This is a genomic window from Ferrimonas balearica, assembly GCF_019802055.1.
In the GTDB taxonomy this organism is placed as follows: Bacteria; Pseudomonadota; Gammaproteobacteria; order Enterobacterales; family Shewanellaceae; genus Ferrimonas; species Ferrimonas balearica_A.
Map to the genome: position 1 here is coordinate 1 of NZ_JAHVHW010000004.1, position 17,433 is coordinate 17,433.

The 17,433-nt window shown below is 57.8% G+C and carries 17 protein-coding genes and 3 tRNA genes; 4 read left to right on the forward strand and 16 right to left on the reverse strand.

The genetic code is table 11. The features are described 5' to 3' along the window. Nucleotides 1–28: 28 nt before the first annotated feature. The 4 genes from KUV52_RS00950 to gltX all read right to left on the reverse strand — a co-directional run bounded on the left by KUV52_RS00950 (nt 29) and on the right by gltX (nt 1,887). Nucleotides 29–104 (reverse strand) — tRNA-Glu (locus KUV52_RS00950). Nucleotides 105–200: 96 nt separating this feature from the next. Next, a tRNA-Glu gene (locus tag KUV52_RS00955) sits at nt 201–276 on the reverse strand. 40 nt (nt 277–316) lie between these two features. Next, a tRNA-Ala gene (locus tag KUV52_RS00960) sits at nt 317–392 on the reverse strand. An 82-nt stretch (nt 393–474) separates the two neighbouring features. Beyond that, nucleotides 475–1,887, reverse strand: a complete 1,413-nt coding sequence (gene gltX, locus KUV52_RS00965) for a glutamate--tRNA ligase (RefSeq protein WP_222524072.1) — start codon at nt 1,885–1,887, stop codon at nt 475–477. A gap of 182 nt (nt 1,888–2,069) precedes the next feature. Here gltX and KUV52_RS00970 point away from each other — a divergent pair, with 182 nt between their 5' ends. From KUV52_RS00970 to KUV52_RS00980, 3 genes are all read left to right on the forward strand, one after another. Beyond that, nucleotides 2,070–2,297, forward strand: coding sequence for a hypothetical protein (locus tag KUV52_RS00970; protein WP_222524073.1), 228 nt, complete (start codon nt 2,070–2,072; stop codon nt 2,295–2,297). A gap of 66 nt (nt 2,298–2,363) precedes the next feature. Continuing rightward, nucleotides 2,364–3,599 (forward strand): MFS transporter, encoded by a 1,236-nt coding sequence (locus KUV52_RS00975; RefSeq protein ID WP_222524074.1) that lies wholly within the window; start codon nt 2,364–2,366, stop codon nt 3,597–3,599. Between the two features lie 73 nt (nt 3,600–3,672). Beyond that, entirely contained in the window at nt 3,673–4,548 is an 876-nt protein-coding gene (locus KUV52_RS00980; protein WP_222524075.1) for a LysR family transcriptional regulator, read from the forward strand. 3 nt (nt 4,549–4,551) lie between these two features. On the opposite strand, the gene gltS is transcribed toward KUV52_RS00980, so the two are convergent. The 12 genes from gltS to pspA form a co-directional block, all read right to left on the reverse strand. Beyond that, on the reverse strand, nt 4,552–5,748 hold the full coding sequence (gene gltS, locus KUV52_RS00985) for a sodium/glutamate symporter (protein WP_222524076.1): 1,197 nt from the start codon (nt 5,746–5,748) through the stop codon (nt 4,552–4,554). A gap of 316 nt (nt 5,749–6,064) precedes the next feature. Then, nucleotides 6,065–6,706, reverse strand: coding sequence for a maleylacetoacetate isomerase (gene maiA, locus KUV52_RS00990; RefSeq protein WP_222524077.1), 642 nt, complete (start codon nt 6,704–6,706; stop codon nt 6,065–6,067). Between the two features lie 192 nt (nt 6,707–6,898). Continuing rightward, nucleotides 6,899–7,975 (reverse strand): 4-hydroxyphenylpyruvate dioxygenase, encoded by a 1,077-nt coding sequence (gene hppD, locus KUV52_RS00995; protein ID WP_222524078.1) that lies wholly within the window; start codon nt 7,973–7,975, stop codon nt 6,899–6,901. A 165-nt stretch (nt 7,976–8,140) separates the two neighbouring features. Then, nucleotides 8,141–9,685, reverse strand: a complete 1,545-nt coding sequence (tyrR, locus tag KUV52_RS01000) for a transcriptional regulator TyrR (protein ID WP_222524079.1) — start codon at nt 9,683–9,685, stop codon at nt 8,141–8,143. A gap of 139 nt (nt 9,686–9,824) precedes the next feature. Continuing rightward, on the reverse strand, nt 9,825–10,166 hold the full coding sequence (locus KUV52_RS01005; RefSeq protein WP_222524080.1) for a 4a-hydroxytetrahydrobiopterin dehydratase: 342 nt from the start codon (nt 10,164–10,166) through the stop codon (nt 9,825–9,827). A 9-nt stretch (nt 10,167–10,175) separates the two neighbouring features. Next, entirely contained in the window at nt 10,176–10,967 is a 792-nt protein-coding gene (gene phhA / locus KUV52_RS01010) for a phenylalanine 4-monooxygenase (RefSeq protein WP_222524081.1), read from the reverse strand. Beyond that, nucleotides 10,964–12,187 carry a trans-sulfuration enzyme family protein gene (locus KUV52_RS01015; RefSeq protein ID WP_222524082.1) on the reverse strand — a complete coding sequence of 408 codons (1,224 nt, stop codon included), beginning with the start codon at nt 12,185–12,187 and terminating at the stop codon, nt 10,964–10,966. The genes phhA and KUV52_RS01015 overlap by 4 nt, the downstream gene beginning before the upstream one ends. Nucleotides 12,188–12,326: 139 nt before the next feature. After that, nucleotides 12,327–13,355 (reverse strand): YcjF family protein, encoded by a 1,029-nt coding sequence (locus tag KUV52_RS01020; RefSeq protein ID WP_222524083.1) that lies wholly within the window; start codon nt 13,353–13,355, stop codon nt 12,327–12,329. After that, nucleotides 13,352–14,743 (reverse strand): YcjX family protein, encoded by a 1,392-nt coding sequence (locus KUV52_RS01025; protein WP_315900182.1) that lies wholly within the window; start codon nt 14,741–14,743, stop codon nt 13,352–13,354. Before KUV52_RS01025 ends, KUV52_RS01020 begins: the two co-directional genes overlap by 4 nt. A gap of 57 nt (nt 14,744–14,800) precedes the next feature. Then, nucleotides 14,801–15,190: an envelope stress response membrane protein PspC gene (pspC, locus tag KUV52_RS01030; protein ID WP_222524084.1), complete on the reverse strand. Its 390-nt coding sequence runs from the start codon at nt 15,188–15,190 to the stop codon at nt 14,801–14,803. Further along, nucleotides 15,174–15,422, reverse strand: a complete 249-nt coding sequence (gene pspB, locus KUV52_RS01035) for an envelope stress response membrane protein PspB (protein ID WP_222524085.1) — start codon at nt 15,420–15,422, stop codon at nt 15,174–15,176. Before pspB ends, pspC begins: the two co-directional genes overlap by 17 nt. Nucleotides 15,423–15,451: 29 nt before the next feature. Continuing rightward, nucleotides 15,452–16,120: a phage shock protein PspA gene (gene pspA, locus KUV52_RS01040; RefSeq protein WP_222524086.1), complete on the reverse strand. Its 669-nt coding sequence runs from the start codon at nt 16,118–16,120 to the stop codon at nt 15,452–15,454. 181 nt (nt 16,121–16,301) lie between these two features. On the opposite strand from pspA, the gene pspF reads away from it, so the two are divergent. Beyond that, complete coding sequence (gene pspF, locus KUV52_RS01045) at nt 16,302–17,381, forward strand: phage shock protein operon transcriptional activator (protein WP_222524087.1); 1,080 nt, start codon at nt 16,302–16,304, stop codon at nt 17,379–17,381. Nucleotides 17,382–17,433 lie beyond the last annotated feature (52 nt).

Below are 17,433 nucleotides of genomic sequence, written 5' to 3' on the forward strand. Positions count from 1 at the left end.
GCAGCGTCTGCCCGAAGGCAAGAAAGTGTGGCGTCCCCTAGGGGATTCGAACCCCTGTTACCGCCGTGAAAGGGCGGTGTCCTAGGCCTCTAGACGAAGGGGACCCCGGACTCACCGTTTAATCTCTGGTGATAAGAGACACATCTTATCGATGCGACACCACCGTCATTGACCATGGTGCTTGCCCGAAGGCAAATAAGTGGCGTCCCCTAGGGGATTCGAACCCCTGTTACCGCCGTGAAAGGGCGGTGTCCTAGGCCTCTAGACGAAGGGGACCCCGGACAGTAAGGGCCGCGTTGGCGGCCCCTTAGAAAGTTGGTGGAGCTACGCGGGATCGAACCGCGGACCTCTTGCATGCCATGCAAGCGCTCTCCCAGCTGAGCTATAGCCCCAACTCTCTTGGCGCTTCAGGGGGCGTCCCCTTCAGTGCGAGGCGCATTTTAGGTAGCCCCCCAAAGAGAGTCAACACGTTTTTCAGGAATTCGCTCTGCTTGCTACAAATTCCACCGCCTTGCTGATTCTCTCAACAGAACGTGCTTGTCCAATCAACAAAATAGTCTGATCCAGGCTGGGAGATTGGCCCGCTCCGGTTACGGCAACGCGCAGCGGCATACCCACTTTACCCATACCCAGTTCCAGCTCATCGGCAGTGTCCTGAATGCACTTATGGATCGCTTCCGCGGTCCACTCGGTCAACGCTGCCAATTTGGTCTGAACCAGGGCCAGAGGTTCCTGAGCAACCGGACGCAGATGCTTCTTGGCGGCGCCAGCTTCAAACTCAGCAAAATCTTCGTAGTAGTAGCGGCTGGTGGCGGCCAACTCTTTCAGAGTTTGGCTGCGCTCGGCCATCACCGGGATCAGGTCGGTCAGTGCCGGGCCATTGCTCAGGTCGATGCCCTGGTCATCAAAGTGCCACTTCAGCTCTTCCGCAACGCGTTCTGCCGGCAGCGACTTCATATAGTGCTGGTTCAGCCACAACAGTTTGTCGGTGTTGAAAGCAGACGCAGACTTGTTGATCGCTTTCAGGGTGAACAGCTGAGTCATCTCTTCTAGAGTGAAGATCTCCTGATCGCCATGAGACCAGCCCAGACGAACCAGGTAGTTCAGCAACGCTTCCTGCAGATAACCGTCATCGCGGTACTGCATCACGCTCACGGCACCGTGGCGCTTGGAAAGCTTGGCGCCGTCATCACCAAGAATCATGGAAACGTGGGCAAACTCCGGTACCGGCGCACCCAGCGCTTCGTAGATGTTGATCTGACGCGGGGTGTTGTTGATGTGGTCTTCACCACGCACCACCTGGGTGATGCCCATATCCCAATCGTCAACAACCACACAGAAGTTGTAGGTCGGCGCACCGTCGGTACGACGGATGATCAGGTCATCGAGTTCTTTGTTGTCGATCTCGATGCGGCCACGCACGTGGTCGTCAAACACCACTTTGCCTTCAGTGGGGTTTTTGAAGCGCACAACAAACGGGGCATCTTCAGCGTGCTCATGGTTGCCATCACGGCAATGACCGTCATAGCGAGCCTTCTCACCGTTGGCCATCTGCTGTTCACGCAGGGCATCCACACGCTCTTTGGAGCAATAGCACTTGTAGGCCTTGCCCTCAGCCAGCAACTGGTCGATCAGCTGGTTGTAGCGATCAAAACGCTTGGTCTGGTAGTACGGACCCTCATCCCAATTCAGGCCAAGCCACTCCATCCCTTCGATGATGGCATCAATGGCTTCCTGGGTAGAGCGTTCCAGATCGGTATCTTCGATACGCAATACAAACTGGCCACCCTTGCTACGAGCATAGAGCCAGGAGTACAGCGCGGTGCGGGCACCGCCCACGTGAAGAAAGCCAGTGGGGCTGGGCGCAAATCGGGTTTTAACGGTCATGTCCTTCTCGATTCTCAACAAACATCGACGGCCGGTTGGCCAGTAAGCCCGGTAGTTTAGCAGCCAAGCGCCTGCTCACCAATCATCGTCGCGGAGGTTTACTCCGTGGATTGATCCCGCGCAACCGACAGACCGCGCCGGGTGTTCTACGCTTGGCAGAGATCCCCCAAAGGAGCAGCGTGATGTCTGACAACATTTCCCAATCCGCTCCGGTGGAAAGCATCGCCTCCTACCTGAAGCAGATACACGGTTACGACCAGGCTCGTGCGGATCGAGAAGCACAGCAGGTGGTTGACGATTTCAAGAAGATGCAGCGACTGGGCTACATCCAGGGGTGGTACTTCGATGAGCAGGGTCATCTGGAGTTGATTCCCAGTGATGAGGTACTGAGCCGACTGAACACAAAATGAGCTTTACCTGAGCGCGGCACTCGGATATAAGTAAACAAAATAGTTTATTTATTAAAAGGGGTCGTGATGAGCCCACACCGTATTCTTGCCACCACAGCGCTGGTCACCCTGATCAGCGTCAGTGGTGTCGCCCTGCCCTACCCTATCCTCGCCCCGCTGTTTCTTGAGATAGCGCACCCCGTCAGCCAGTTTGCGGGCCTACCGACCAAACTGCTTCTTGGCGCCGTACTGGCCATCTACCCCCTGGGTATTCTGGCTGGCAGTAATGTTATTGGCGCCTGGTCTGATCGCCATGGTCGACGCCTGATCCTACTTTGGACCATGGCAGGGTCGGCACTCGGCTACGCCCTCTCCGCCTGGGCGATCAGCGAAGGGGATTTTCTGCTGTTTGCCATCAGTCGATTTTTGACCGGACTCTGCGAAGGCAACCTGAGTGTCGCTCGGGCAATCGCCTCCGATCTCCACCCCCGGATAGACCGAACCCGAGCCTTCTCGCTACTGAGCGCCACCACTTACGCCGGCTATCTGGTCGGCCCTCTATTGGGCGGCCTGCTATTACCCCTGGGCGCATCCATGGCCTTTATTGCCGCCGCCGTCGCTTGTGGCCTTGCGGTTGGGGTTATCGCCATCGCGCTGCCCGCCGATAAGCCAACATCAGCCAGCACCCAAGCGGAGCACAGTCACAGCCTGGCACTGCTGCGCCATCCTAAGATCCGCGCATTCTTCGGCCTCTATTTAATGTTGATGCTGTCGGTCAATGGGTTCTACGAGTTCTATCCGGTCTGGCTGGTGGAGCAGCGTCACTTCTCCAGTATCGAGATCGCCTGGGCCACCGTGCTGTTGACCAGCATCATGATCCTGGTGGCAACCCTGCTCAATATGAAACTGAAGCGACGATTGGGTCTCGCCAGGGCGGGGATCGTTGGCATGACGCTGTTCAGCCTGCCACTGATGCTGCTGCCTCTGAGTCAGGGTCAGTACGTATTGCCCTTTGTCCTGATGGGGGCAGGCATCGCGCTTTATAACGCCATGCTGCCCAGCTACCTGGCTGAACGGGGCGGTGCCTATAGCCAGGGGATCCTGATGGGGCTGATGGCCACAACCTTCTTCCTTGGCAACGTCCTTATGGCGCTCGCCGGCAGCGCCTTAGCGATATGGGATACCCGGCTGGTGTTGAGCCTTTCCGGCGTGCTGGGAATGGTGGCCACCCTCCAGTTTGCCCATCACCACTTCCGACGCATGACCTGGCCGGAACCGGAGCCGCAAACAACCACAGAAAAAGAGATCGCCAGCGGTTTATAAGTCTATGTATTTGTTTTTAATGCTGGCATATTAGGAAAACTGCCACAAAAATTCCGGGATCAGCGCTTCGACTATGGATCTTCGTCAGCTTCGCAACTTCGTCATGGTGGCGGAACACGCCAGTTTTACCCGTGCAGCACGTGTTCTGGGGGTCGCCCAACCTGCAGTCAGTACGGCCATTAAAAAGCTCGAGACGGATTTGGGACTGGTGTTGCTGCATCGTCAGGATAAGCGGGTGCAGTTAACGGCTGAGGGCAAAGAGCTGCTGCCTCACGCCAAGGCGATCCTGGATCGGGTTGAGCAGGCCACAGCCGCCATGAACCGCCTGCGGGATCTGGATCGGGGCGAAGTGCGCATCGCGCTGCCCGGCATGATTGGATCCTACTACTTCCCGGCTCTTCTGATGGCATTCCACCACCGCTACCCGGAGCTCAAATTGTCCTTGTGCGAGGCGGGCACCCGGGAGATCCAGGGGATGCTGGAGCGGGACGAAGTGGACATCGGCATCATTATCGAGCCCACCGCCGATCAGGGACTGGAAACCGTGCCTCTGACCCGTCAGGAGATGATCGTCGCGGTGGGGCTGGATCACCCGTTGGCGGGCGAAGAGAAGATCGATATTGAAACCTTCTTCCAGCATGAACTGGTGATGTTCAAGCACGGTTACTACCACCGAGAGCTGATCAACAACCTCGCCAAGAATCTCGGCGTGACACCGGACATCGCTTTTGAAACCAACCTGATTGAGTTGATCCGCAGCATCGTGCGTCAGGGCTTCGCCATCACCACGGTCCTGAAGATGGTGGTTGAGCAGGACCCGGACATCCGCGCCATCCCGTTCAAAGACCCGCTCTACATGGATCTGCATGTCGGTTGGAAGAGCGGCCGCGCCCTCACTCAGGCGGACCGGACCTTCCTCGACTTCCTGCTGGAGCAGAACGGCCGTTAAGGCTCAGGGCTGCAGGCTGTTGATGGTCAGTTGCAGCACCAGCGCATTGGCCAGATCCACAAAGAACGCGTTGGCCAGCGGCAAGATCATAAAGGCCAGCGGCGCGGCCCCATAACGCCCGACCAGGGCGTTCATGTTGGCCATCGCATTGGGCAGCGCACCCAACCCCATCCCCATATAGCCTGCACACAATACGGCACTGTCATAGCTGCGCCCCAGCATGGGGAAAAGAGCAAAACGAACCATCAGCAGCATGGCCAACACCTGGGCACCGACCGCCAGCAGCATGGGCAGCGCCAGGTCGATCAGGGTCCACAGTTGCATCCCCATTAAAGACATGGAGAGAAACAGGCCGAGGCTCACCTCGGACAACAGTGGCAACGCCTGCCCTTCCGATGGGGCTTCCAGCTTAGGCAGGATCCGCGGCAGCGTGTTGGTCATCACCATCCCCACCAACATACAGGCAAGAAACTCGGGAATATTGACGCCGTGGGTGGCCAACCATCGGGACAGCAGGCCCCCCAGAATCATGCCGGCGCTGACGTACATCAGCACCACAAACATCTCCTGGCTGCTGATGCGCCGACGCGGCGTCTCGCCTCGCGGATGGGCATCCAGTACCGGCTCAGCCGATTTAAGTTGGTGACGTTCAATCAGCCGTTGCGCCATGGGACCGCCAACAATCCCTCCCATGATCAGGCCAAGCGTGGCACTGCCAATGCCGATCTCCAGCGCATTTGGAATGCCGAAGCGGGCCTCAAATACGGAAGCCCAGGCAACCGAAGTGCCATGGCCACCAAACAGGGAGACCGACCCCAGCAGCAACCCCTCAGCCGGCGCCAGGCCTGTCGCCTGTGCCATGCCTAGACCGACCAGATTCTGCAGAATCACCCCACCCACGCAGAACACCAACAGCACACCAAGCGGCCGTCCGCCCCGGGTCAGGGCATCCAATCGTGCCGTCAGTCCGATGGTGGTAAAGAATGCCAGCAACAGGGCATCGCGCAGGGCCATGTCAAAGTGCAGTTCCAGCCCCCAGAGCTCATAGGCAATCAACGCCATCACGGAAGCAAACAGCCCCCCACTGACCGGCTGAGGAATGTTGTAACGCCGCAGCACCCCGAAGAGCTGGGTCAGTCCCCGTCCGATCAGCAACACGATAATGGCTGCCAAGACCGTCTCTTTCAGGGAAAGCACCATAAACAACACCTTATTTGACTGGAAAATTGGCCCAATGGTTTGACCAATTGAAAAAACAAGGTTCGCGATGCTACCGGTTCCAACGGCGCATTACCAAGCACTCCACTCACTCGCGACTGCAAAACTTCGACATGGGTCCGCGCAGGATCCGAGCACGCAATGCCACCAGTTGATGGCATCCATTTGAAATAGAAGAGATTACTGTTACTGAACCTCGGGACAGTAACGAATTAGCAAGTATAGGTGGCCAGGTTACCGGATGCGGAAAAAATGACCGGGGACGCGCGGTTGCGTCCCCAAAGTGATGTTTGAGGGATCAGAGCGCGTCGGGTTGGCACTCCGGCGCCGCTTTCTGAAACGCTTCAAGCGCGCGGCAACGAGCGGTAATGGCCCGAATCAGCGGATACTCATCCAGCGGTACCTTGAACCGCTCAGCATTGTAAACCTGTGGGATCAGGCAGAGATCGGCAATGCTGACTTCATCACCCACGCAGAACTCCCCGGCGGTTTGCTCCAACTGCATCTCCAGCCCATCAAAGGCGGTTTTAATCCAGTGGTGGTACCAGGCGGTCTTCTGATCTTCGGTGACCTTCAGTTCGCCGCTCAGGTACTTGAGGACACGCAGGTTATTGAGCGGGTGGCAATCCGCTGCAATGTTTTGCGCCAGGGCGCGTGCTTTGGCGCGAGCCACCGGTCCCTCCGGCAGCAGCGCTGGCAGCGGATAGGCTTCATCCAGATACTCGATGATCGCCAGGGACTGGTTGAGGATCAGGTCTCCATCCACCAGGGTGGGCACCAGATGGTTCGGGTTCAACACGCCGTAAGCCGGCAGATGCTGCTCACCGCCATCCCGGACCAGATGAACGGAACGGTTATCAAAAGCCAGCCCCTTATAGTGGCAGGCAATACGAACCCGATAGGCAGCGCTGGAGCGCCAATAACCATAGAGTGTCAGCATTCACTTTCCCTGTTTTCTGCGGATCCACATCCGCCTTGTCACTAAGCTAGCACCATTTTTCCGATGCGGAGAACTGGGCCTGATACACCAGTACAGCGCCCTTTTCTGCCAATTTGCCAAGATGCCAAAAGAGACGGCGGCCCCGGGGGCCGCCGCCAGTTCATTCACCTGAATCAAATCGATTCCGGGCGATTAAATCACGCCGCGTCGAATTTGATCCTCTTCGATGGATTCAAACAGTGCCTTGAAGTTGCCTTCGCCAAAACCTTCATTGCCTTTGCGCTGAATGATCTCAAAGAACACCGGCCCGATGACCGTCTGGGTGAAGATCTGCAGCAGAATGCCATCCTTCATCGGTGCGCCATCCACCAGGATCTGCAGGTCACGCATCGCCGCCAGATCCTCACCATGTCCGGGTACACGCTGATCCACCTTGTCGTAGTAGGTGCCCGGGGTCGGCATAAAGTCCATACCGCCAGCACGCAGCGCCCGCACTGACGCATAGATGTCATCGGTGGTCAGAGCGATATGCTGGATCCCCTCGCCGTTATACTCACGAAGATACTCTTCGATCTGGCTCTTATCATCGGAGGACTCGTTGATGGGGATGCGGATCTTGCCGCAGGGGCCAGTCATGGCGCGGCTTACCAGACCGGTCAGTTTGCCTTCGATGTCGAAGTAGCGGATCTCACGGAAGTTGCCGATGCGCTCATAGAAGCCCGCCCACTTGTCCATGTTGCCTTGGAACACGTTGTGGGTCAGGTGATCAATTTCATACAGCCCTTTGTCGGCAGCCTTCAAACGCGCTTCGGCGTCCTCGTAGAAGTGGAAATCGACGTCGTAGATGCTCTTGTCACCGTAGCGGTCAACAAAGTACAGGGTGGAATCACCGATGCCGTGAACGGCCGGGATGTTCAGTTCCATCGGACCGATGTTGCCTTCGAACTCGGTCGCGCCATGCTCCAGGGCATGAGCCAGGGCCGCAGCCGCGTCTTTTACCCGCCACGCCATACCACAAACGGAGGGGCCGTGCTCTTTAGCGAACGCGGCAGCCTGGGAGTGGGGCTCCGCATTAATGATGAAGTTGATATCGCCCTGGCGGAACAGCCAGGCTTCCTTGGAGCGGTGCTTGGCGATCTCAGCAAAGCCCAGCAGACCAAACAGCGACTTCAGCGCGTCAATGCCTGCCGCGTCGGGGGCGGTGTACTCGACAAATTCAAAACCGTCAGTTCCCAGCGGATTCCAATCCGGATTCGCTTGATGGGCCATATTACTTCTCCCTGGTTACATTGTTGTTATGTCAGATAGCTTGTTTAAACAATGAGACCGGAAGAATAAATAGTGTGCGCCCGATCACACTTCCCTGAACGCACAAAGGGGATGTCACCCTGGCTTTACATTGGGCGACATCCCCTTTTATTTCATAGGCTTAACTTACTTTCTTGTTTTGCCTATGCCATGTTCCCGCAGCTTGTTGGCGATCGCCGTATGGGACACGCCCAACTTGCGGGCCAACTGTCGGGTCGACGGGTAAGCGGGATAAAGGCGTCGCAGTAGACTCGCTTCGAACTGCTTCACCGCTTCATCCAGCGTCCCCTCAAACTCCTGATCAAAGTAGCCGAAGCCCTCTGTCCAGGAAGGCAGACGCAGTTGCTCCGGGGTCAAATCACCCCGTTCATCGGCCATCGATACCGCACGGAAGATGGCGTTCTTGAGCTGGCGAACATTGCCGGGCCAGGCGTAATTCTTCATAAACTCGCGGCACTCCGCAGAGAGTTGACGCAAGGGGCTGGCCAGTTGCTGGCTGTAGTGCTCCATAAACAGCTCGGCCAGCGGAATGATGTCCGCTTTACGCTCCCGCAGCGGTGGCAGATGCAGGTTCAGCACATTGATTCGGTAGTAGAGGTCTTCACGGAACTCGCCCTGCTGGCACAGTTCGGAGAGATCCTTCTGGCTGGCGCAGATCACCCGCAAATCCACCCGGATTTCGTTATCGTCACCGACCCGGCGGAAGCAGCCATCCTGAATAAGGCGCAGCAGTTTAACCTGCAGCTGTGGCGTCATATCCGCCACCTCATCCAGGAATACGGTCCCACCGTCTGCCTGCTCCACCACGCCCCGTTTCACCACTTCTCCCGGGGATTTACACAGACCAAAGAGTTCGCTCTCCGCTACGCTGTCGGGCAAAGAGGCGCAGTTGATCACCACAAACGCTTTGTCCTGGCGCAGACTGGCTTCATGACATGCGCGAGCCAGCAACTCTTTTCCGGTACCGGTTTCCCCAGTGATAAGCAGTGGCGCTTCCAGTTGAGCCATACGGCGCGCTTCCGCCAGCAGAGCCCGCATCTTGTCGCTCTCGGCGAGCAGGGTGTCAAATCCGCTGACCTGGTCCCTCAGTGCGTTGAACTGTTTGCCGACCCGGGCCGGAGACTTCAGCAGCACCATGGCACCGGCCAGAATGCTGGTGCCCTCCTCGTCTGGCAGGTCGATCGGCAAGATCTCAGCCAGGTATTGATTGCCCTGCACGGACACACGGGTCGCCTGAGGCAATACCTCATCCATCCCCAACCAACGAAGGAAAGAGAACCCCTGAACCCAGTTGGCCACCGGCTCCTCCATCACCTGATCGCGAGGCAGGCCCAACAGAGAAAGGATGGAGTCATTGGCCATGGAGATTCGGCCTTTGAGGTCGATGGCGAAGATGGGGTCTGGCAGGGTTCTTAGCAGTGCCTCCATGGCGTAGTGTTCACGCTCAGAGGGCATAAATGGCACGGTCTTGACGTCGGTGACCCCGGGGATTTTGCGGATCATCGGCATCAGAATCTGCAACTCCTCGAAGCTCGGCGCGGGGATCTGCAAAAACACATACCCGGCGCTGCCAGCATCGATGGCGTTGATGTTGATATTCTGCTTTTCCAGCACTTCGAGGATTTCCCGGGCGAGCCCGATTCGGTCCTCACAGCTGACTTGTAATCGCATTACTTGCCCTTCCTGTTGTTATAGTTCCGTTATCTTGGTCGGGATGCACAGATCATACTGGAAAATCACCGCCCTGCCACGGCATTTGTACAGCACAAAAAAGCCCGCCAAACGGCGGGCTAATGAGCATAGACCAGACTCACTCTTCAAGCAGAGCGTCGGTTTTGGCCGCCATGATGAAGTCGTTCTTGTGCAGGCCGCCGATGGCGTGGGTCCACCAGGTTACCGTCACTTTGCCCCACTCCAGCAGGATGCCCGGATGGTGGAACTCCGCCTCTGCCATTTCGGCCACTTTGTTGGAAAACGCCCAGGCCTGTTTGAAGTTCTTAAAGCGGTATACCCGCTCCAACTGCAACACACCCTCTTTGACCGGAGCCGCCCAGTCCGGCAACTCCTTCATCAAAGTAGCCAGCTCTTCATCGCTGACTTTTGGGGCGCCTGCCTGGCAGGCTTCACAGGTCATTTTGCTCAGTTCGGTCATGGCTATTCCTTAGCTTGCTTGTGATTTGGGGGGAAATTTGGGTTCAAACAGTCCCAGTGCCATCGCTTGATGGACCAGGGCCATCAGGTCCATCTCGGCCAGAGAGTAAAGGTCATCAATGCACTCTAGTACGTAGTAGATGGGCTGCATAATGTCGATGCGGTAAGGCGTACGCATGGCGTCCGACACCGCCATCGGCTGATGTTCCGGCTCCTCTGAGAGCGCGTAATGGGTTTCACCGGGGCTGGAGAGGATCCCACCCCCATAGATGCGCCGCCCCATCGGCGTGTTCACCAGGCCGAACTCGACGGTAAACCAGTACAGTCTCGCCAGGTAGACCCGCTCCTTGGGGTTGGCCGCCAGCCCCAACTTACCGTAGGTATGGGTAAAGTGGGCAAAGGCCGGATTGGTCAACAGCGGGCAGTGGCCGAAAATCTCGTGAAAAATGTCCGGCTCCTGCAGGTAATCGAACTCCTCACGGCTTCGGATGAAGGTGGCCACCGGGAACTGCTTATTGGCCAGCAGCTCAAAGAAGCGCTCGAAAGAGATCAACGCAGGCACCTGGGCGGTACGCCATCCGGTTGCCGCTTCAAGCACCGCGTCCACTTCTGACAGTTGAGGTATGCGGTGGCGCGGCAGGTCCAGAGCCGCCAGCCCGGTCATAAACTCATCGCAGGCTTTTCCCTGTATGCACTCCAGCTGTCGGCTGATCAGGTCGGCCCAGATCCGGTTTTCCTCATCGCTGTAATGGATCACGCCATTCGCATCGGGCATGCGGGCCTGATATTGGGTTCCCTTCATGGTGTCTCCTCCCCGGCCAGATCGACGGCATTCGACGTTTCATCGCATGTTGCCAAAGCCTGTTTAAGATCCGCCAGGATATCTTCAATGTGTTCCAGCCCTACCGCCAGCCGAACCATGTTGTCACTGATCCCTGCTGCAGCGCGGTCTTCCGCGCTGTAGGGGCTATGGGTCATGGAAGCCGGATGCTGAACCAGCGACTCAGCGTCTCCCAGGCTGACCGCAATGCTGAACAGCTTCAGCTGATTTACAAACCGAACCGCGGTGTCGTAACCGCCGGTCAGCTCCAGCGCCAACACCCCGCCGGCTCCGCGCATCTGACGACCGAGCAGGCGATGGCCCGGATGACTGGGCAGCCCAGGATAGTAGACCCGGGAAACCTTGGGATGCGCTTCAAGAAAATGAGCCACCGCCATCGCATTGTCGTTATGGCGTTCCATCCTCAGCGCCAGCGTTTTCATGCCCCGAAGTATCAACCAGGCATCATGAGGCGACAGCACCGCACCGATGTCCTTTCGGATCGCCATCCTAACCGGGGCCATCAACTCGGTACGACCGCACACTACCCCGGCAATCACATCACCATGACCATTGAGGTACTTGGTGGCACTGTGCAGCACCATGTCCACCCCGTGGCGCAATGGTTGTTGCAGCAGCGGCGTCATAAAGGTGTTGTCGACGATGGTCAGCAACCCTTTGCGGCGCGCCAGGGCGACGATGGCGTCCAGATCGTAAACCGCCAGATGAGGGTTCACCGGTGTCTCCAGGTAAAGCACCCGGGTGTTGGGTTGGATCGCCGCTTCAACGGCGTGGATATCGGAGAAGTCCACCGATGTGCTTTCAATGCCAAACCGCGGCAGCTGCTCCGATATCAGTGCATGAGTGCAGCCATAAAGTCCAATGGCGGCCACCAGGTGATCGCCGCAGGAAAGTTGGCTCAGCAAAGCGCCCGAAACCGCCCCCATACCACTGCCAAACGCGACCGCTTCCTCGGCGCCTTCCAGTAGCGCCATACGGCGTTCCAGTTCATCGGTAGTCGGGTTACCCAGACGGGTATAGATGGGACCGGATTCCTCTCCGGCAAAGCGCGCACCGCCACTCTCGCAGTTGGGAAAGACGAAAGTGGCGGACTGATAAAGTGGGGTGGCTAAACTCCCCGGTGCCGTCCTGTCGTGACCCCCATGGATCACGCAGGTACTTTGGTGCTTAAACGCAGCCATGTTGCTAACTCCCCTTGATGCTTGGTCCGTCGTTGTTTGTTGTTAAAGGGACGGATCCTGTTGGTCTAACTTATACGCAGACCGGGGGAGGTCACTCGCGTGACCGCGATCACACTTTGTTCACCCTGTAAATTATCAGTTACAACTCCGGCCCAGACCCGCGCCCCGCCTTTTGTCGGACGGTGGCCAAAGCATCCGCAGAGATTCGGGTCAACTCCTTCAGCAGGCGGGTTTGAACCTGCACCAACGGCGGGCGCTGCCGTGCGTTGTAGGGAAGTGGACGGCACTGGGCCATTGCGGCATAACCCAATCGCGCAGTCAGCAGTCCGGCTCCCAGTCCCTGGGCCACCCGAGCGGACAGCTTGCCGGTCAACTCCGCGGACAACATCTGGGTGCCCAGATCCAGCGCCAGTTCACTGCCGCCGGCATACAACAGGTTCTGCAGAATCATCCGAACCAGGCGGATCCGTCCCCAGTAGCCAGGTTCAATGCCGTAGATGCGGGCAACCTCATCCAGCATCGCCTGATTGCGCCACAGCATCAGCGCCATATCCAGTGCGGCCATGGGGCTGGCTGCCAGCAGCAGACTGGCTTGCGCCGAGTAGCGATAGACGCAGGCCTGAGCCTGCTCATCCTGGGCACTGAGTACGGTCAGTTCATAGAGCTTCAACTGCTCAGCGTCACTGTGGTGGGGCTGACATTGGGACTGAAACTGCTGCCAGGCTCCGTCAAAGGATACCGGCAGGGTTTTCTTCAGCTCAGTCAGTACTTGCTCCGCCTCCCCCTGCTGCTGGCTCTGCGCCAGTCGCTCGCCGGTTCGACGAAGACCGTCTGCCCGCTTCAGTTGTGCCAGGCGTCGCCATTCGCGCCAGAGCCCTCGTATCAGCCAGCCTCCGGCCACCGCAAAGGTGACACCGTACAGGGCAAACAGGGCCGGGCTGCGCTGCCAGCTGTCCCACAGGGTCAGCCCCGCCTCCACCAGCGCCAGGGTAGCCAGCAATCCAACCACCAGGGTGCCCCAACGCCGTCCACGGGGCTTGGGTTCAACACTGGGTTGAGGGGTCATATCCTGCCACGCCGCTTCCTCCCACTCCTGGGCGGGTTTCAGCTCCGGCGTGAGCATCGCCTCCTGCGCTTCAAACTCTTTGGCGGGTTTCAAACCACTCATCGCACTTTATCTCCCAGCAACCATTGCAGCAGATGATCCATCCGCATATGAGGCAATACCCCCTCCGCCACCTTAGGCGGCGCCAGCGCCACAAAATCAAAGCCCTGCCCCTGCCAGAAGGAAGCGGGTGGCAGCTTGTCCGGCACTTCACCGGGGAAACGGACCAGGGGTTGCCCATCCAGTCTGCGGCCGCGGATCACCGGCACCGGTCCCCTACCGTCATCCACCTGCCCCTGCTCGCTGGCCCGAACAGCGCTCAGCACCATGGTTTCCACCTCGCCACCGGCGAAGCGGATCTGACGCTGCGCCTCCCCCATCAGGCTCTGGGTCAGTTTCAGCAGGTTGGGGTGCTGATCCACCGAGACGTGATCCGCCTTGGTGGCAGCAAACAGCAGTTTGTCGATCTGCGGTTTAAACAGCCGGCGTAATAAAGAGCCCGGGCCGTAGCGGAAGCTTTCCAATACTCCTCGCAGGGCATCCCCCATCTGCTCCACCGATGCACGGCCCTGATTGAGGGGAGTCAGGGTATCCACCAGCACCACCTGGCGATCAAAGCGGGCAAAGTGATGGCGGTAGAAGGGCTTCACCACCTGTTCGCAATAAGCGTTAAACCGGTCGGTCATCAGGCTTTTCAGCTCACTGTCACTCTGACGCTGCTCGGGAGAGAGCGGAAAGAATGCGATCACCGGTGTGCCCGCCAACTCCCCCGGCAGTAACGCCCGGCCCGGTTGCAGTAGGGTGGCCCCCTGCTGCCGCAGCGTGCCCAATAATGTCCCGTACGCTTCAGCACAGGCCGCCACGGCAGCATCGTCAGGCTGCGCCAGTTCGGACACCGACTGTCGCCAGGCCTCGGTGTTCCCTTGCCAGGGTCCTTCGAGCAGACGCTCCCACGCCTGCTCACACCACTGCTCATAGCTTTGAGACAGCATCGGCAGATCCAGCAACCACTCACCGGGGTAGTCCACCAGATCCAGGTAAAGGGTCACGCTGTCTTTGAACTGTCGGCGCAGACCGCGGCCCGGCCGATAACGCAGCGCCAGCCGAATCTCACTGATGCCCCGGGTGGACGGCGGCCAGGTCGGCGGCTCTTCACGCAGGCAGGCCATGGCAGCATCGTAATCAAACGGTGCCAGGGTGAGGTCCGGTTGTCGGGCGCGCTGTGCCCCCAACCAACGCCCCTCCGCCAGCACCTCCCACATCGGCAGATGATCCCGTTCAGCGTTAAGCAGCTGATGAACCAGCGCGGTTATAAAGGCGGTTTTGCCTGCACCACTTAAACCGGTGATGCCGACACGCAGGTGTTGGTCGAGGCCACGATGGGCCCACTCTTCCATCTGCTGGCCCAGAAGTTTCAAACGAGGTTTTACGGTATTGGCGACTCGGGACACTACAGTGACTCGCTATAACGGGAACGGGCGCCCCGGGAGGGACGCCCGTCGAGGGCTTTACTTGAGGTTGTCAATTTCGCGTTTCAGGCTGTAGGAATCAGACGTCACGTGCTGTTCCAGTGCCCTCAATCGCAGCTCCAGGGAGCGAAACCGGGTGCTGATCTCCCTAAGCGCCTGTCGGGGGGCCTCCCCCGCCTGCCAGACCTTGGTTTTCAGCTCCGAGCGGTGGCCAAACTGCGCCGCCGGTTTCTTGTCCAAAAGCACCCAGGCAACGATGTAGAGCAACAGGGCGAAACTGAATACGCCGGTCAGGATGATGGCAGAGAGCACCACGATTCGAACCAGCCAGACCTCCAGGTTGAAGTACTCGGCCACACCGGCACAGACGCCTGCGACCTTTCCCTGCTCCGGGATCCGATACAGCTCTTTTTTACCGTTCATGCTCATGCTTGCTCCTCCACTCCGGCGACTCCGCATCCAGAATCCGTTCGAGGGTCTCGATTCGATCCGCCATTTTGTCAGCCCGCTGCAACAGGCCATTCAGTTGCTGGTACTCCTCCTCGGTGAGGCCCTGGCTGATCTGCTTCTTACTTCGGTAATGCAGAATCAGCCAGATGGGCGCCACCAGAAACATAAATACCAGCAATGGTGCCACCAGCAGTGCAATCAGATCTTCCATGGTCGGATCCCCCTATTCTCAATCGTTACTCAGGCTTTTTTCTTCGCCATCTTTTTCTTCATGGCTTCCAGCTCCTGGTTCACCTTGTCTTCGGCTTCCAGAGCGGCAAACTCATCTTCCAAAGTGCGAGCCTGACCCAAATCGTAGGACTCCACTTCCGCTTCCAGACCTTCAATCCGACGCTCATATTGCTCGAACTTGTTCATGGCCTGGTCAATCTTGGAGGAATCCAGCTGACGCTTAACATCCAGTCGGGAAGACGCGGTCTGCTTGCGCATGATGATGGTCTTCTGACGGGCACGGGCGTCATTCAGTTTTTCCTGCAGTTGGCTGATCTCCTCCTTGAGGCGCTCAATCTGCTCTTCAATGTTGATCAGCTCACGCTTGAGTGCATCCACCAGTTCAGCCGCTTTCTGCTTCTCAACCAGTGCCGCCTTGGCCAGGTCTTCACGCGCCTTGGTCAGCGCCAGTTCGGCCTTGGCTTGCCACTCTTCAACTTGACGTTCGGCACGATCAACGCGGCGAATCATCTCCTTTTTCTCTGCCAGTACTTTGGCGGAGGTGGAGCGAACTTCAACCAGTGTATCTTCCATCTCTTGGATGATCAGACGCACCATTTTTTCCGGATCCTCCGCCTTGTCCAGTAAGGCGCTGAGGTTGGAATTCACAATGTCAGCAAAGCGAGAAAAAATACCCATAATCTGTTTCCTCAATCGTTGATATGCCCTCGGACCAACAACAATCAGATTCCGTGCCAAGTTCGATTTTTATCGTAAGTTATTATTTTAAAAGGGCTTTAACAAGAGGTTTATTTTTGAGCTGTCCGTCCCTATCATGGAAATCACCAACTATTGGGCAAAATCACTACATCAGGGACCGATGCCAACACCACGACAGCAAGACAACCTGATCGGTCAATCCGTCAGCTTTCATGAAGTGCTCGACCACGTCTCCAAGGTGGCTCCGCTGAACAAACCGGTACTCATTATCGGTGAACGGGGTACCGGTAAGGAGCTGATCGCCGAGCGTCTCCACTTTCTTTCCAGCCGTTGGGACCAACCCTATCTCAAACTCAACTGCGCCGCTCTGAATGAGAACCTGTTGGAAAGTGAACTCTTTGGTCACGAGTCCGGCGCCTTTACCGGAGCCAGCAAGCGCCACGAGGGTCGTTTTGAGCGTGCCGACAAAGGCACCCTGTTTCTCGATGAGCTGGCCAATACTTCCGGGCTGGTTCAGGAGAAGCTGCTTCGGGTGATTGAGTATGGAGAGTTTGAGCGGGTCGGCGGCAGCCGCACCGTTCGTTCCGATGTCCGATTGATCTGCGCCACCAACGAAGACCTGCCCGCCCTGGCAGAGCGGGGCGAGTTCCGGGCTGACCTTCTGGACCGACTCGCCTTTGACGTGATTACTCTGCCGCCGTTGCGGGAGCGGCCGGAAGATATCCTGATGCTGGCAGAGCACTTTGCCATCCAGATGACCCGACAACTGGACCTGGAACTGTTTTCCGGTTTTACAGAAAAAGCCAAACGCACCCTGATGGACTATTACTGGCCGGGCAACATTCGGGAGTTGAAAAACACCGTGGAGCGCAGCGTCTACCGCCACAACAATGCCCAGCTGCCGGTGCATGAGATAATTCTCGACCCTTTCGACTCTCCGTGGCGTCCCGGCGCGGCCATCCGCACCCGGGATCAGCGTCCTGCAGAACCAGCGGCATCGCCCTCTCCCTCAGCCAGTCAGGCGGAGAACCCGGCGCCCAGTGGTGCAAATGGCAGCGCAGTGCCAAGCCTGCCGCTGGATTTCAAACAGACCTGCCAGACCTTCGAAGTTCAGATCCTCAAACAGGCGCTGGTCCAGAGCCAGTACAACCAGAAGAAGACCGCAGAGCTGCTGGGACTGACCTATCACCAGTTACGAGGCATACTGAAAAAGTACGACCTCTTGGGTAATGATATTTGAGCCCGAATTTGCGCCTTGCTAGACTACGCAGATCACGGCGTTATGAACTGAA

Coding starts and splice junctions, on each gene's coding strand:
- KUV52_RS00980 (WP_222524075.1), top strand. CDS start 3,673: ATGGATCTTCGTCAGCTTCGCAACTTCGTCATGGTGGCGGAACACGCC.
- KUV52_RS00975 (WP_222524074.1), top strand. CDS start 2,364: ATGAGCCCACACCGTATTCTTGCCACCACAGCGCTGGTCACCCTGATC.
- KUV52_RS01020 (WP_222524083.1), bottom strand. CDS start 13,355: ATGAGTGGTTTGAAACCCGCCAAAGAGTTTGAAGCGCAGGAGGCGATG.
- gltX (WP_222524072.1), bottom strand. CDS start 1,887: ATGACCGTTAAAACCCGATTTGCGCCCAGCCCCACTGGCTTTCTTCAC.
- pspA (WP_222524086.1), bottom strand. CDS start 16,120: ATGGGTATTTTTTCTCGCTTTGCTGACATTGTGAATTCCAACCTCAGC.
- KUV52_RS01005 (WP_222524080.1), bottom strand. CDS start 10,166: ATGACCGAACTGAGCAAAATGACCTGTGAAGCCTGCCAGGCAGGCGCC.
- KUV52_RS00970 (WP_222524073.1), top strand. CDS start 2,070: ATGTCTGACAACATTTCCCAATCCGCTCCGGTGGAAAGCATCGCCTCC.
- gltS (WP_222524076.1), bottom strand. CDS start 5,748: ATGGTGCTTTCCCTGAAAGAGACGGTCTTGGCAGCCATTATCGTGTTG.
- hppD (WP_222524078.1), bottom strand. CDS start 7,975: ATGGCCCATCAAGCGAATCCGGATTGGAATCCGCTGGGAACTGACGGT.
- KUV52_RS01015 (WP_222524082.1), bottom strand. CDS start 12,187: ATGGCTGCGTTTAAGCACCAAAGTACCTGCGTGATCCATGGGGGTCAC.
- phhA (WP_222524081.1), bottom strand. CDS start 10,967: ATGAAGGGAACCCAATATCAGGCCCGCATGCCCGATGCGAATGGCGTG.
- tyrR (WP_222524079.1), bottom strand. CDS start 9,685: ATGCGATTACAAGTCAGCTGTGAGGACCGAATCGGGCTCGCCCGGGAA.
- pspF (WP_222524087.1), top strand. CDS start 16,302: ATGCCAACACCACGACAGCAAGACAACCTGATCGGTCAATCCGTCAGC.
- pspC (WP_222524084.1), bottom strand. CDS start 15,190: ATGAGCATGAACGGTAAAAAAGAGCTGTATCGGATCCCGGAGCAGGGA.
- maiA (WP_222524077.1), bottom strand. CDS start 6,706: ATGCTGACACTCTATGGTTATTGGCGCTCCAGCGCTGCCTATCGGGTT.
- pspB (WP_222524085.1), bottom strand. CDS start 15,422: ATGGAAGATCTGATTGCACTGCTGGTGGCACCATTGCTGGTATTTATG.